This window comes from Enterobacter cloacae complex sp. FDA-CDC-AR_0164, assembly GCF_003071645.1.
Lineage (GTDB): Bacteria > Pseudomonadota > Gammaproteobacteria > Enterobacterales > Enterobacteriaceae > Enterobacter > Enterobacter ludwigii.
Window position 1 is genome coordinate 92277 of sequence record NZ_CP028950.1, and the last position, 14240, is coordinate 106516.

A 14240-nucleotide genomic window follows, 5' to 3' on the forward strand; every position below is an offset into this window, starting at 1 on the left:
CAAACTCATGCTTAAAGTCGGATGCCTGCCTGAATAGCATTTGCTATAGTAAGGCACTTTTTTTAATTCCATCACGGATGTCGTTGTTCTGACCATGAAGACCACTTTTTCTGCTCGTTTTGTGCAGCGCATGGCGCTGACCACGGCCCTTTGCGCAACTGCTCTCTCTGCAGCTCACGCCGATGACCTGAATATCAAGACCATGATCCCTGGCGTTCCGCAAATCGACGCGGAATCGTATATCCTGATCGACTACAACTCTGGCAAAGTGCTGGCTGAACAGAATGCCGACGCCCGCCGCGATCCGGCCAGCCTGACCAAAATGATGACCAGCTACGTTATCGGCCAGGCCATGAAAGCAGGGAAGTTCAAAGAAACGGATCTGGTCACCATCGGTAACGATGCGTGGGCAACCGGCAACCCGGTATTTAAAGGTTCATCATTGATGTTCCTGAAACCGGGCATGCAGGTTCCTGTTTCTCAGCTGATCCGTGGTATTAACCTGCAATCCGGTAACGATGCGTGCGTGGCAATGGCCGATTTCGCCGCAGGAAGCCAGGATGCCTTCGTCGGTCTGATGAACAGCTACGTCACCGCGCTGGGTCTGAAGAACAGCCATTTCCAGACCGTACATGGTCTGGACGCAGATGGTCAGTACAGCTCCGCACGTGATATGGCGTTGATTGGTCAGGCGCTGATCCGTGACGTGCCGAACGAATACTCCATCTATAAAGAGAAAGAGTTCACCTTCAACGGTATCCGTCAGACCAACCGTAACGGCCTGCTGTGGGATAACAGCCTGAACGTTGACGGCATCAAAACTGGCCATACCGATAAAGCTGGCTACAACCTGGTTGCTTCTGCCACCGAAGGCCAGATGCGTCTGATCTCTGCCGTGATGGGCGGTCGTACCTTCAAAGGTCGTGAGACGGAAAGCAAGAAACTGCTGACCTGGGGCTTCCGTTTCTTCGAAACCGTGAACCCGCTGAAAGCCGGTAAAGAGTTTGCTTCTGAGCCAGTCTGGTTCGGTGATAACGACCGTGCTTCCCTTGGCGTGGATAAAGATCTGTACCTGACCATTCCTCGTGGTCGCATGAAAGATCTGAAAGCCAGCTACGTGCTGAACACCACTGAGCTGCACGCGCCACTGCAGAAAAACCAGGTGGTGGGCACCATCAACTTCCAGCTGGATGGTAAAACCATCGATCAGCGTCCGCTGGTGGTTCTGCAAGAAATCCCGGAAGGCAATTTCTTCGGCAAAATCATTGATTACATTAAATTGATGTTCCATCACTGGTTTGGCTAAAAATTGAACACTTGAAAGTGTGATTTTGATCCCCATATACTAGATATCCTGATAACTCCCACCTGTCGTGGGAGTTATTCTTTTTGACGTTACGCCGGAGCTGACATGAAAACCAAACTTAACGAACTGCTTGAATTCCCTACCCCGTTTACCTACAAAGTAATGGGTCTGGCGAAACCTGAGCTGGTTGATCAGGTGGTTGAAGTGGTACAGCGCCATGCGCCGGGTGACTACTCTCCGTCAGTAAAACCAAGCAGCAAGGGCAACTACCACTCGGTATCCATTACCATTACCGCAACCCACATTGAGCAGGTTGAGACGCTGTACGAAGAGCTCGGCAATATCGAAATTGTTCGTATGGTGCTGTAGTCCCTCTGCGGTTACCCGGTTTGCCGGGTAACCCGCCTCCCCGCTTGTGATATACTCTCCCTCACCTTTTGTCCCTCGTCTTCGGAGACGTCCTTTTGTATCAGGATAAAATTCTTGTCCGTCATCTCGGGCTGCAACCTTACGAGCCTGTCTCCCAGGCCATGCATGACTTCACCGATTCACGCGATGACACCACCCCTGATGAGATCTGGCTGGTCGAACACCTGCCGGTATTTACACAGGGACAGGCGGGAAAAGCGGAACATTTATTGATGACGGGTGATATCCCGGTAATTCAAAGCGATCGCGGTGGGCAGGTCACGTACCACGGACCTGGGCAGCAGGTGATGTACGTTCTGCTGAACCTGAAGCGCAGAAAGCTCGGCGTTCGCGAACTGGTTACCCTGCTGGAACAAACCGTGGTTAACACGCTGGCGGAATACGGTATTGAAGCCCATCCGCGTCCCGATGCGCCGGGCGTCTATGTGGGAGAAAGTAAGATTTGCTCACTGGGGCTGCGTATCCGCAAGGGCTGCTCCTTCCATGGGCTGGCACTGAATATTAATATGGATCTTACCCCCTTCCAGCGCATAAACCCCTGCGGCTACGCCGGAATGGAGATGACGCAAATGTGCCAGTGGGTTGAAAGCGCAACGCCCGAGAATATTCGTCCCGTGCTTTTGAAGAACGTTTTAGCCCTACTTAACAATCCATCTTCCGAATATATCACTGCTTAATATATCATGCATCATGGCTCGATTATTTGACGAGCCACTGTTTATTTACCGCTTTTACGCTTTACAATAATCCGCTTATTCTATATTTTCGAAGCGCCCGAATATTACCGCTACATATTATTTAGCCTCCAGCCAGAACTGCATACAGGGCGTAAGTAACTTGCGTGATAATCACACAACTGTTTGTTTTTGATAAACAAGTGAAACAAAACCAACACTTTACGAATCTCTACAAGCATAATAAATAAATTCAACTATCATTCATAATGTGAATGTATACGGAGTGAAAGCGTGGAGTATAATAATTTACCAGCCAAACGACTGAATGACCCCGGTGGTGAGGACAAGCCACAAATTTTTCGGACTTTACGTAATATTGATCTCAATTTGTTGACTATTTTTGAGGCAGTATATGTCCATAAGGGTATCGTTAATGCTGCGAAAATTCTTAATCTCACGCCTTCAGCAATAAGCCAGTCAATTCAAAAACTGCGCGCTATATTTCCCGACCCGTTATTTATTCGTAAGGGCCAGGGGGTTACGCCGACGGCCTACGCTACCCATCTGCATGAGTACATCAGCCAGGGGCTGGAGTCGATTCTGGGTGCGCTGGATTTAACCGGCAGCTATGACAAACAGAGAACCATCACTATCGGCTGCACCCCGTCTGTCGGCGTGCTGGTGATGCCCGCTATTTTTCAGGCGATCAAAGAGCATGTTCCCCAGCTCCTGCTGCGAAATGTGCCGCTCAACGAGCCTGATATTCAGCTTGCTCAGTTTCAGACCGACCTGATTATAGAAAGCGGCAGCTTTAGCGCCCGAGCGCTCGGACAACATGTCCTGTATGCGGATAACCTGGTGCTGGTGTGCCGCCAGCAGCATCCCGCCCTGAGCGGGCCGTTGACCATTGAAAATCTGCGCAACTACGATCATTCGTCTTTCATGACCGAAGGACAGTCCAATCATGCGCTGCGTCAGCGAATCGATGAGATATTCCCGGAACGCCAGATCAGCTTCAGTAGTTACAATATGTTCACCACTGCCTCCCTGATTGGCAGCAGCGACATGCTCTGCATCATGCCTTCGCGTCTGTATACCTTGTTGCGTAAATGTTGGCCGCTGGAGAGCATTCCTCTCAACCAGCTCAATGCGGAATCTATCGAGATTTCACTGCATTACAACAAACTCAGCTTGCGCGATCCGGTGCTGGAAAACGTTATCCGCGTCATCCGCCAGGCCTTCTGACAGGTTGATACAGCACAAGCCCCTGCCCCCTGCCGGGCAAAACGCACAAAACAACAACTATTTTACAAATTGGCGACCTGGCAGGCTGCTTTACCGACCGTTTCAATGATATACTGCCTGTCGTTCGTTCAAAAATAGTTGATAAATACAACATTCCCTTGAATAGAAACGCTTTCCTTCGATATTCGCAACTGGAACACGCACGCTATGAGTAAACCCATTGTGATGGAACGCGGTGTTAAATACCGCGATGCCGATAAAATGGCCCTTATCCCGGTTAAAAACGTGGCTACAGAGCGCGAAGCGCTGTTAAGAAAACCGGAATGGATGAAAATCAAACTTCCGGCTGACTCTTCGCGTATCCAGGGGATCAAAGCGGCGATGCGCAAGAACGGCCTTCACTCCGTCTGTGAAGAAGCCTCTTGCCCGAACCTTGCTGAATGTTTCAATCACGGTACCGCGACGTTTATGATTCTGGGTGCCATCTGTACCCGCCGCTGCCCGTTCTGCGATGTGGCTCATGGCCGCCCGGTAGCGCCCGACACTAACGAACCTCAGAAACTGGCGCAGACCATCGCCGATATGGCGCTGCGTTATGTCGTTATTACCTCCGTTGACCGTGACGATCTGCGTGATGGCGGTGCTCAGCACTTCGCTGACTGCATTACCGCTATTCGCGAGAAAAGCCCGAACATCAAAATTGAGACGCTGGTTCCAGACTTCCGCGGCCGTATGGATCGCGCGCTGGACATCCTGACCGCGACGCCACCAGACGTGTTTAACCACAACCTGGAGAACGTGCCGCGTCTCTACCGCCAGGTACGTCCTGGTGCGGACTATAACTGGTCTCTGAAGCTGCTGGAGCGTTTTAAAGAAGCGCATCCCCATATTCCCACCAAGTCAGGCCTGATGGTTGGTCTCGGTGAAACGAATGCTGAGATCATCGAAGTGATGCGCGATCTGCGCCGCCACGGTGTGACCATGCTGACGCTGGGACAGTATCTGCAGCCAAGCCGCCACCACCTGCCCGTGCAGCGCTACGTGAGCCCGGATGAGTTTGATGAGATGAAAGCCGAAGCGCTGGCGATGGGCTTTACCCACGCAGCCTGCGGCCCATTTGTTCGCTCCTCTTACCATGCCGATATGCAGGCAAAAGGCGAAGAAGTGAAATAAGACTGTAATATTCACTTACAGTAATACAAAAAAACCGGCCTCTTGAGCCGGTTTTTTTTCGCAAGCCCTCAGGCATTGCCGTTACTCTTTGTGAGAAAGCTTCTCTGCCGGGATGTCACCACCCTCGGCGCTTTTCTTCGCAGCCGCATCATCGTCGTTCATCGCTTTCTTAAAGCCTTTGATGGCGGCACCCAGGTCACCACCCAGCGTGCGTAACTTCTTGGTACCAAACAGCAGGACGACCAGTGCGGCAACCACCAGCAGTTTGGTAATACTAATCTCACCCATAGATACCTTCTTTACATAAACCAGGCTGCATTCAGCGCCAAAAACCTGATTGTATTAACGGTCATTTGACGCGTGCACACAATAGCAATCTGTAACAAGGTGAATCAAGCATTGTTGAAAAAAACATCACAATAATTGCGGTGGCGCAAACCGACGGTTGCGAAGAACCGGTAATTGCTGCCGTGCAAGCGTAATCCTCTCCCGCTGTAACTCTGTCATCAGCAAAACCGGGGCTTCCGCCGCAGCGGCTATCGTAACACCCAGCGGATCCACCACCCTGCTCTGCCCAATGTTCTTATTGCCGCACTCCCCCGAGGCCACAACATAACAGGTAGTATCCAGCGCACGCGCTGTAAGGAGCGTTGCCCAGTGCTGCTCTTTAAGCGGCCCCTTGACCCACGCGGCAGGCACTACCAGCACGTCAGCCCCCTTTAACGCGAGCGTAAGTGCCAGCTCAGGAAAACGCAGGTCGTAGCAGGTCATCAACCCAATCTTAAAGCCATCGACATCAAGCAGCGGTGGGATGCTGTCTCCCGGATCCACCCGCCGCGATTCCTGAATGCTGAAGGCATCATAAAGATGGAGTTTGGCATAGCGCGCAACGATCGCGCCGTCACGGATGGCCACGAGCGTATTTACCGCCCGTCCCGTCGTCGAGGGGACATGCACCGTAAAGAGGGTGGTCAAACCATTGCCCACGCTTTCCGCCAGCAGGTGCTGCAAAAATCCGCCGTCCAGAGGCTGGGCAGACTTCACCGACAGGTCCGGGTCGTGGTCATCTCTTGCCAGCAGCGCCTCCGGCAGCACCAGCAAGGATGCTTCTTTCAGGCGGGCCTGCCTCATCAGAGAGACACATCTATCTGCATTCTCTTGCCAGTCAGGCGTAACCGCAAACTGTCCTACCGCAACATACATATTTGTCCCCTCAGCAAAAACCGCGTTAAACTCGCCACTCTTACACATCAAATAGCAGGTATTTACAGTGTTACAACTACTTTTAGCCGTTTTTATTGGTGGGGGTACGGGTAGCGTTGCGCGGTGGTTTTTGAGTATGCGTTTTAATCCCCTGCATCAGGCTATTCCAATGGGTACGCTGGCGGCTAACCTGATAGGTGCTTTCATTATTGGCGTGGGGCTGGCCTGGTTTAACCGTATGACGCATATCGATCCCGTGTGGAAGCTATTAATTACCACCGGCTTTTGCGGCGGTTTAACCACCTTCTCCACGTTCTCGGCGGAAGTGGTTTTCCTGTTTCAGGAAGGGCGTGTCGGCTGGGCGCTGATGAACATTGCGATTAATATGCTCGGCTCCTTTGCGATGACGGGGATCGCATTCTGGCTATTTTCTTCCGCCACGACGCACTAACAGACGCTGCGTTAATGTTGGCTTAATTTTTCTCTGTCACTCTGAACGCAATACTGAACGAGGGTGACAGAATGAAACAGAACCTGATGAGCGCAGGTGTGGTGTTGTTGAACGTGCTGATCGTTGCCAGCTTCCTCAAAATGTATCTGCTTAGCTGATTCAACGCGAAAAAAAACCCGCTCAGTGAGCGGGTTTTGAAATTCTTGCTGACGCGTCTGAATTACAGAGCGATTACGTTAGCAGCAGAAGGGCCTTTGGCACCGTTAGTGATTTCGAACTCTACACGCTGACCTTCAGCCAGAGTTTTGAAACCATTAGACTGGATTGCAGAGAAGTGTACGAACACGTCTTTGCTGCCATCTTCAGGAGTAATGAAACCGAATCCTTTGGACTCATTAAACCACTTAACGTTACCTTTAATCTTAGACATCAAAATTACCTTTACATTAAAAAACGACACAAATGCTGTGTCGGGTACCAGTACATCAATTGTGGGACCTTTTGTCCAGCGGTTCTTTGATAAAAAGTGACTAAAGTCGCGTTAATTTCTGCTGACGGTTTTTTATCTCAACGGAATCAACGGCTGCGCATTTTTTCACCACCACGTGACGTTTTTTCAGTTAAAACTGAAAACGCATCCAGGCGAAGTAAACGTTACCGTTGTTGTATGTCCCCGGGATATAGGTCATCTGGAACGTTGCCGGACCATAGCCGATAGAGGCCAGAGGCAGCAGCACCGGAATCGGAATGTAGTTCCAGTTGTCGCGTGCGGTCACACCGGCGGTGTAGCCCAGCCCCACATGGAAGTTTTCATCGGCTAACGGACGCCAGGTTTTCTCCCAGCCATAACCCCCGATTGGTTCCCACTTGTTAAAGGAATCTTTAAAGGCCATCAGATAGATGCCATGCCAGTTCCCTTTTTCGTCCCAACGCGACTGACCAAAACCAGCCCCCCACGGGCGCTCGTTATATTTGTCAGTCTTTTCTTTGTCATAGGCAAAACGCGCATGCCACGTTATTGCCGGAACATACAGGTCATAATGCTCTGGCGCAGTCCAGGTCTGCGACACATTATCAGTGAAGGTGGAGAACCAGCCTTTATCGGTTGCATTGCTCTCGGCGTGTGCAACAGACGACAATGCTAACTGCCCAAAAATAAACAACAAAATGAGGAAAAATTTATTACGTACAATCACAATGCAATTACCATTCTTAGTATTCGAGGCAAAGTTTACCATAAAATAGTTTAATCAAAGCTTAACAGCATCAGCGTTATTCCTAATTAATCAGCGTCTTCCTGGGAATATTCTGAGAGGAACATACCTTCACCCCATAATAAGCACAATAAAAGTAAGCCTTTATTAGGCTTTTATACGCTGGACAATCCAACCAACGCCAGCAATGACGGTCTCCAGGGCCCGTCCTGGAGGGACGCCAGCAGCCATTAAAAACCCAGTTCCCAAAGGGTTTTTGCTTTTTCTTTCTGCGGCGAATTTAAACCCACAAAATATTTAACAACCCATTATCATTTAATTGACATATAGTGATATCTATACCGGTCAATATGCGCATGAGATAAATGCCGGGGCGATGGCAAAAATACCGTTAATATCTTCTTTAGTAGTCTGTTTATTGATTTTAATCAGCAAGGACAGAACATTAATTCGGCACATTTCATCCTTCTTTTTTATTGGTTATTTGTGCTCTCGGGCAGCAAGGATACAGGGGAAACCATGCTTACGTTTATCGAGCTCCTTATCGGAGTCGTCGTCATTGTCGGTGTAGCGCGCTACATCATTAAAGGTTACTCGGCCACAGGGGTGTTATTTGTCGGCGGGCTAACCCTGCTCATTATCAGCGCCATCATGGGCCATCAGGTGTTACCGGCCAGCGCAGACAGTACGGGCTACACCGCCACTGACATTGTTGAATACATTAAAATCCTGCTCATGAGCCGCGGTGGCGACCTGGGTATGATGATCATGATGCTGTGCGGTTTTGCGGCGTACATGACCCATATCGGCGCGAATGATATGGTGGTTAAACTGGCGTCCAAACCGCTGCAGTACATTAACTCCCCGTATCTGCTGATGGTCGCGGCCTATTTCCTTGCCTGCCTGATGTCCCTTGCCGTGTCGTCCGCAACCGGTCTTGGCGTACTGTTAATGGCCACCCTGTTCCCGATCATGGTTAACGTCGGTATCAGCCGCGGCGCGGCCGCCGCGATTTGCGCCTCGCCGGCCGCCATTATTCTTTCCCCCACCTCCGGTGATGTCGTGCTCGCAGCCAAAGCCGCTGAGATGTCGCTTATCGACTTTGCGTTCAAAACCACGCTACCCATTTCTATCGTCGCCATTGTCGGCATGGGCATCGCGCACTTCTTCTGGCAGCGCTATCTCGATAAAAAAGAGAACATCAGCCACGAGATGCTGGACGTGAGTGAAATCACCACCACCGCGCCAGCGTTTTATGCCATTCTGCCGTTCACACCTATTATTGGCGTGCTTATTTTTGACGGTAAATGGGGCCCGCAGCTGCACATCATCACCATTCTGGTGATCTGCATGCTGCTGGCCGCCCTGCTGGAGTTTGTGCGTGGGTTTAACACGCAGAAAGTCTTCTCGGGTCTGGAAGTGGCCTATCGCGGTATGGCGGATGCGTTTGCAGGGGTCGTTATGCTGCTGGTTGCAGCAGGCGTCTTCGCCCAGGGTCTGAGCACCATCGGCTTTATTCAGAGCCTGATTTCCATCGCCACCTCGTTCGGCTCGGCCAGTATTATCCTGATGCTGGTTCTGGTGGTGCTGACCATGCTCGCCGCCATGACCACCGGTTCAGGTAACGCGCCGTTCTACGCCTTCGTTGAGATGATCCCGAAACTGGCTCACTCCTCAGGCATTAACCCGGCCTATCTCTCCATCCCCATGCTGCAGGCGTCAAACCTCGGTCGCACCATTTCGCCGGTATCGGGTGTGGTTGTAGCCGTTGCCGGGATGGCAAAAATCTCGCCTTTCGAAGTGATCAAACGCACCTCCGTCCCCGTGATTGTGGGGCTGATTATCGTGATTATTGCCACGCAGGTGCTGGTACCCGGCGCAGCTTAAGCTAAATTCCTGATATCCAGAAAGCGCCTGCGGGCGCTTTTTGTGCTTTAATAATTTCCAGAAATTATTCATGCTCATTCGATCAGGAAATCACATGTTCAGGAAGGATATCGTTATTCCGTCTGGCGCAATCGCGCTGGCACTCTGTGTATTCTCCGCACAGGCCGACCCACTCAAGGCAACGCAGTATGGCGATTTCGATCGCTACGTTCTGGCTCTTTCCTGGCAAACCGGGTTCTGCCAGAGCATGGCCGACCGTAACCGCAACGAGCCCGAAGAGTGCCGTTTACAAAAAGAGAGTGATAACAAAACCGATTTTCTGACCGTGCACGGATTATGGCCGGGGCTGCCAAAATCTGTTGCCGCACGGGGTGTAGATGAACGTCGCTGGATGCGTTTTGGCTGCGCGACCCGTCCAATCCCGAACATGCCGGAGGTGAAGGCCAGTCGCAAATGCGCTGCAGCCGAAACCGGACTGTCGCTTTCAGGTGCTGCGAAGCTGAACAGCGTTATGCCAGGTGCTGGCGGTAACTCCTGCCTGGAACGCTACGAATATGCCAAACATGGCGTGTGCTTTGGTTTTGATCCTGACGCGTATTTCGGCACAATGGTGCGCATGAATCAGGAGATAAAAAACAGCGCGGTCGGCAAGTTCCTCGCCGATAACTATGGAAAAACCGTAAGCCGCCGCGACTTTGACAGCGCCGTGGCCAAAGGCTGGGGCAAGGAGAATGTCAAAGCGTTCAAGCTTACCTGTAATGGCAACCCGTCCTACCTGACCGAAATGCAGATCTCACTGAAGGCAGAGACCATTAATAATCCGCTTTCTGCGACCTCATTTGCTCCGCAGCCACACCCGGGTAACTGCGGAAAACAATTCGTCATTGATAAAGCCGGTCACTGATTGACGATCGGTCGGGTCATGTCAAACCGGTGCTCGTCACTGATGCCATAGTAAGCCGTCGGCCCACCCGCACGCAGGATGGGCTGCGCTTTCGCCGTCTGATAAATCCCCTCTTCCAGCAACGTTTCGGCGATGTGAATACCCACCACTTCGCCGAGCACCAGCCAGGTATCAACCGGTGTGCCGTCGGCCCCGGTAAGCTGAATACACTGCGACAGGCGACACTCAAAGTTAACCGGGCTTTCTGCCACCCGCGGGGCGTTCACCAGCTGGCTGGCCGCTGGCGTTAATCCCGCAAAGGTAAATTCATTTTCATCGTGGGGAAGCATCGCCGAGGTCGCATTCATCGCTTCAGCCAGATCGCGCGTCGCCAGGTTCCAGACAAACTCGCCGGTTTCGGTAATATTACGCACGCTGTCTTTCCAGCCGTTGCTGGAAAAACCGATGATGGGCGGACGATAGTTAAAGCAGTTAAAGAAGCTATACGGCGCGAGATTCAGCTGACCGGCGTTGTCGCACGAGGAGATCCAGCCAATCGGGCGTGGGCCAATAATCGCGTTCAGTGGGTCATGCGGCAGGCCGTGTCCCAGAGAAGGTTGATAGAAATACATAGTGCTCTCTTAATGGTGGGGCAGACACGAATTGCGTTTCGCTCAGTACCCTGGATCAGGACACTCAGCGTAACGCAATCCGCCAGGAATTAAGACTGAATAAATTTCAGCAAATCGTCATTGATCTGGTGCTTATGCGTGGTGCATATGCCGTGAGAACCCCCGGCATAGACCTTCAGCTCAGCGTTCGGCAGGATCTCTGCAGCCACCCGACCACAGGTCTCGATCGGGACTATCTGGTCGTCGTCGCCGTGGATCACCAGCGTCGGGATAGTCATCTTTTTCAGATCTTCACGCAGATCGGTTTCAGAGAACGCTTTTACGCAGTCATACAGCGCCTTGATCGACCCCTGAAGCCCCTGCTCAACGAAGCTCTCCCGCACCGCTTTGGACTCTTTCGCCCCCGGGCGGTTATAGCCATAAAACGCCTCGGTCAGCGCATAGAAGAAAGCCGCGCGATCGTTAATCACGCCTTCCCGAATACCATCAAACACCTCTTTCGGCACACCGTTCGGGTTGAAATCGGTTTTGATCATAATCGGTGTCACGGCACCAATAAGTACCGCTTTCGCCACGCGATCCGTACCATGGCGACCAATATAGCGCGCCACTTCGCCACCGCCGGTTGAATGCCCCACGTGAACAGCGTCTTTCAGATTCAAACGCGCCGTCAGCTCAGCCAGGTCGTCGGCGTACTGATCCATATTGTGCCCATCCCACGGCTGCGCTGAGCGGCCATGTCCGCGGCGGTCATGTGCAATTACGCGAAATCCTTTTGACCCCAGGTATAACATTTGGTCTTCAAAGGCATCCGCCGTCAGCGGCCAGCCGTGGCTAAACACCACGGGTTGCCCGCTTCCCCAGTCTTTAAAATATAAATAACTGCCGTCTTTCAACGTAATTTTGTCGTAATCGCTCATGAGATCTCCTGAGAAGAAACACTGAATGCGGATAGTCGCCCGCAGGGGGCGCTTAAAAAGAATAATGCAAATTGGCAAGGGAGCACGTTTTTCACCGAAAATTCATATGACCCATGAATGTGACCTGTATCACTTCAAAGTTGTGCGCTCAGCCAGTATCATCAGAAGAGTTAAACCCTCGCTGCCAGACGGCGAGGGTTTTCTTTTGGATTGGTTTCTGCGTTACACGCAGCATTAACGACATGGAGTAAAAAATGTCCAGACCCACCATCATCATCAATGAGCTTGACGCAGAACGTATTGACAGACTGCTGGAAAAAGCAGAATTCGCTTCGCTTCCGGTGGCTGACGCCCTGAATGAAGAGCTTGACCGGGCGCAGATGTGCACGCCTGAATCCATGCCGCACGACGTGGTCACCATGAACAGCCGGGTTAAATTCCGTAACCTGGCCACCGGTGAAGAGCTGACCCGAACGCTGGTCTACCCGGCGCAGATGACCGACAGCAGTGCACAGCTTTCGGTCCTTGCCCCTGTGGGTGCCGCGCTTCTTGGTCTGCGTACGGGAGACACCATCAACTGGGCGTTGCCAGGCGGTGCCGCGGCGCATCTGGAAGTGCTGGAGCTGCTCTACCAGCCAGAAGCCGCGGGCGACTACCTGCGTTAACCCCATCTGAACAAACGCTCCCGCGTTGCACAGAGGATGCACCCGCATCCTCTTTCCGCAAATTCACCCGATTATCCTATATCGCCCGAAAACCCCTTAACCCACGCTTAATCTGTTTGGGTGCCGCGGGGACGGTCATGAGTGAGATAGTGGTTATCACACTTATTTTTCTCATTATTCTGGCGATCATCGTCATGGCGGTGCTTTATCTTGAGCGTCATCGGTAAGCGATAATCTCACACCACCCCACCCGGGAAAGCATTGACCAGGCCTTTCACCTGCTGTGCCGCCGCGTCAGGCGTTTCCGCCCCCGGCACCAGAATGACCTTGCGGCACTCCTCCTCCCGTTTTTCGAAAATCTTGTAGGCGCGTTCCGCATCCGCCAGCGGCAGATAGTGGGTCACAATCTCCTCCGGCGTAAGCAGCCCTTTTTCGATAAGCGGCAGCAACTCGCCCAGCCAGGCGTGGACGTGTGTCTGCCCCATCCTGAAACTCAGCCCTTTATCGAAGGCATCGCCAAACAGGAAGCCGTGAATAAACCCGGCGTAAACGCCAGGGACGCTGACAACGCCGCCGCGCCGGACAGCCGCGATACACTGACGCAGCGCTTTGCCGCTGCTGCCTTCAATTTTAAGGTTGCTGAGGATTGTTTCCGTGGTGCTGCCTTTGGCTTCGAACCCGACGGCATCAATCACCGCATCGACACCACGCTGGCCGGCAGTTTGCTCAATGATTTTTTCGGCGGCATCGTTATCATCATCAAAGTTGACAGGGATTGCGCCGTAGCGCGCCTGAGCGAATTGCAGGCGATACGGGTGATGGTCGATAACGAAGATCTGTTCCGCCCCGAGCAGTCGCGCGCAGGCAATGGTCAGCAACCCCACCGGCCCGGCGCCGAACACGGCCACGCTCGATCCTTTTTCGATCTGCGCATTTTTTGCCGCCTGCCAGGCGGTGGGTAAAATATCTGACAGGAACAGCGCTTTGTCATCGGACAACAGCGGCGGCACCTTGAACGGCCCAACGTTCCCCTTCGGTACGCGAACATATTCCGCCTGGCCTCCCGGCACGCCGCCGTAGAGATGGCTATAGCCAAACAGCGCGGCTGGCGCGGGAATCTGCTTTTTGTTCAGCGCGGCGCCCTGCCCGGCGTTGGTCGTCTCGCAGGCCGCGTATTGCTGCAGACGGCAGAAGAAACAGTCACCGCAGGCAATCACAAACGGGATAACCACGCGATCGCCCTTCTGTAAATTCTTCACCTCCCTGCCGCACTCAACGATTTCCCCCATAAATTCATGACCAAAAATATCGCCGTGTTGCACCTTCGGGATTTTGCCGCGATAGAGATGCAGATCGGACCCGCAAATCGCCGTAGCCGTAACCCGCAGAATAATATCGTCTGGCTGTTCAATGATGGGATCGGGGACATTCTCGACGCGAACATGATGTGGGCCGTGATACGTGAGTGCTTTCATGCAACCTCCGAAAGGATCCAGGACAGTGTATAAAGGGTAGCTACCCCAGAAGACTTGCCCGTGATGACGGATCTTTTGAG

General features: G+C 52.4%; 17 protein-coding genes. 10 read left to right on the forward strand and 7 right to left on the reverse strand.

The features are described 5' to 3' along the window. Positions 1-94 precede the first annotated feature (94 nt). The 5 genes from dacA to lipA all read left to right on the forward strand — a co-directional run bounded on the left by dacA (position 95) and on the right by lipA (position 4830). Positions 95-1306: a D-alanyl-D-alanine carboxypeptidase DacA gene (dacA, locus tag AM410_RS00485; RefSeq protein WP_014169116.1), complete on the forward strand. Its 1212-nt coding sequence runs from the start codon at positions 95-97 to the stop codon at positions 1304-1306. A 105-nt stretch (positions 1307-1411) separates the two neighbouring features. Beyond that, positions 1412-1675: a DUF493 family protein YbeD gene (gene ybeD / locus AM410_RS00490; protein WP_003858718.1), complete on the forward strand. Its 264-nt coding sequence runs from the start codon at positions 1412-1414 to the stop codon at positions 1673-1675. 95 nt (positions 1676-1770) lie between these two features. Then, on the forward strand, positions 1771-2412 hold the full coding sequence (gene lipB, locus AM410_RS00495; RefSeq protein ID WP_073395749.1) for a lipoyl(octanoyl) transferase LipB: 642 nt from the start codon (positions 1771-1773) through the stop codon (positions 2410-2412). 291 nt (positions 2413-2703) lie between these two features. Continuing rightward, positions 2704-3657: a YbeF family transcriptional regulator gene (locus AM410_RS00500; RefSeq protein WP_020885001.1), complete on the forward strand. Its 954-nt coding sequence runs from the start codon at positions 2704-2706 to the stop codon at positions 3655-3657. Between the two features lie 207 nt (positions 3658-3864). After that, a complete protein-coding gene (lipA, locus tag AM410_RS00510) occupies positions 3865-4830 on the forward strand; it encodes a lipoyl synthase (RefSeq protein ID WP_108647343.1) in 966 nt (321 codons plus the stop codon). An 81-nt stretch (positions 4831-4911) separates the two neighbouring features. On the opposite strand, the gene tatE is transcribed toward lipA, so the two are convergent. Continuing rightward, entirely contained in the window at positions 4912-5118 is a 207-nt protein-coding gene (gene tatE, locus AM410_RS00515; protein ID WP_073395747.1) for a twin-arginine translocase subunit TatE, read from the reverse strand. Positions 5119-5244: 126 nt separating this feature from the next. Further along, complete coding sequence (locus AM410_RS00520; RefSeq protein ID WP_073395745.1) at positions 5245-6033, reverse strand: deaminated glutathione amidase; 789 nt, start codon at positions 6031-6033, stop codon at positions 5245-5247. Positions 6034-6100: 67 nt separating this feature from the next. Between AM410_RS00520 and crcB the strand changes: the two genes are divergently transcribed. Then, positions 6101-6484 (forward strand): fluoride efflux transporter CrcB, encoded by a 384-nt coding sequence (gene crcB / locus AM410_RS00525; protein WP_014169110.1) that lies wholly within the window; start codon positions 6101-6103, stop codon positions 6482-6484. A 220-nt stretch (positions 6485-6704) separates the two neighbouring features. Here crcB and cspE read toward each other — a convergent pair whose 3' ends face one another. After that, a complete protein-coding gene (cspE, locus tag AM410_RS00530) occupies positions 6705-6914 on the reverse strand; it encodes a transcription antiterminator/RNA stability regulator CspE (RefSeq protein WP_002439184.1) in 210 nt (69 codons plus the stop codon). Between the two features lie 190 nt (positions 6915-7104). Then, on the reverse strand, positions 7105-7722 hold the full coding sequence (gene pagP, locus AM410_RS00535) for a lipid IV(A) palmitoyltransferase PagP (RefSeq protein ID WP_014169108.1): 618 nt from the start codon (positions 7720-7722) through the stop codon (positions 7105-7107). Between the two features lie 495 nt (positions 7723-8217). Between pagP and dcuC the strand changes: the two genes are divergently transcribed. Further along, a complete protein-coding gene (dcuC, locus tag AM410_RS00540) occupies positions 8218-9585 on the forward strand; it encodes an anaerobic C4-dicarboxylate transporter DcuC (RefSeq protein ID WP_020885003.1) in 1368 nt (455 codons plus the stop codon). Between the two features lie 94 nt (positions 9586-9679). Next, entirely contained in the window at positions 9680-10489 is an 810-nt protein-coding gene (gene rna, locus AM410_RS00545; RefSeq protein WP_041162488.1) for a ribonuclease I, read from the forward strand. Here rna and AM410_RS00550 read toward each other — a convergent pair. Together AM410_RS00550 and AM410_RS00555 are read right to left on the reverse strand one after the other, a co-directional pair. Next, the gene (locus AM410_RS00550; RefSeq protein WP_025204679.1) at positions 10483-11100 is read right to left on the reverse strand and encodes a flavin reductase family protein; all 618 of its coding nucleotides are present in this window, start codon (positions 11098-11100) and stop codon (positions 10483-10485) included. The two genes, rna and AM410_RS00550, sit on opposite strands and share 7 nt — an antisense overlap. Before the next feature lie 89 nt (positions 11101-11189). Continuing rightward, the gene (locus tag AM410_RS00555) at positions 11190-12020 is read right to left on the reverse strand and encodes an alpha/beta fold hydrolase (RefSeq protein ID WP_020885006.1); all 831 of its coding nucleotides are present in this window, start codon (positions 12018-12020) and stop codon (positions 11190-11192) included. Positions 12021-12274: 254 nt separating this feature from the next. On the opposite strand from AM410_RS00555, the gene rnk reads away from it, so the two are divergent. Both rnk and yldA read left to right on the forward strand, forming a co-directional pair. Then, positions 12275-12685 carry a nucleoside diphosphate kinase regulator gene (gene rnk / locus AM410_RS00560; RefSeq protein ID WP_014169101.1) on the forward strand — a complete coding sequence of 137 codons (411 nt, stop codon included), beginning with the start codon at positions 12275-12277 and terminating at the stop codon, positions 12683-12685. 137 nt (positions 12686-12822) lie between these two features. Further along, positions 12823-12912, forward strand: coding sequence for a small membrane protein YldA (yldA, locus tag AM410_RS24285; protein ID WP_271661446.1), 90 nt, complete (start codon positions 12823-12825; stop codon positions 12910-12912). Positions 12913-12921: 9 nt separating this feature from the next. Here the strand turns inward: yldA and AM410_RS00565 are convergent, their stop codons facing one another. After that, positions 12922-14160 (reverse strand): zinc-dependent alcohol dehydrogenase, encoded by a 1239-nt coding sequence (locus AM410_RS00565; protein WP_086532802.1) that lies wholly within the window; start codon positions 14158-14160, stop codon positions 12922-12924. Positions 14161-14240: the final 80 nt, after the last annotated feature.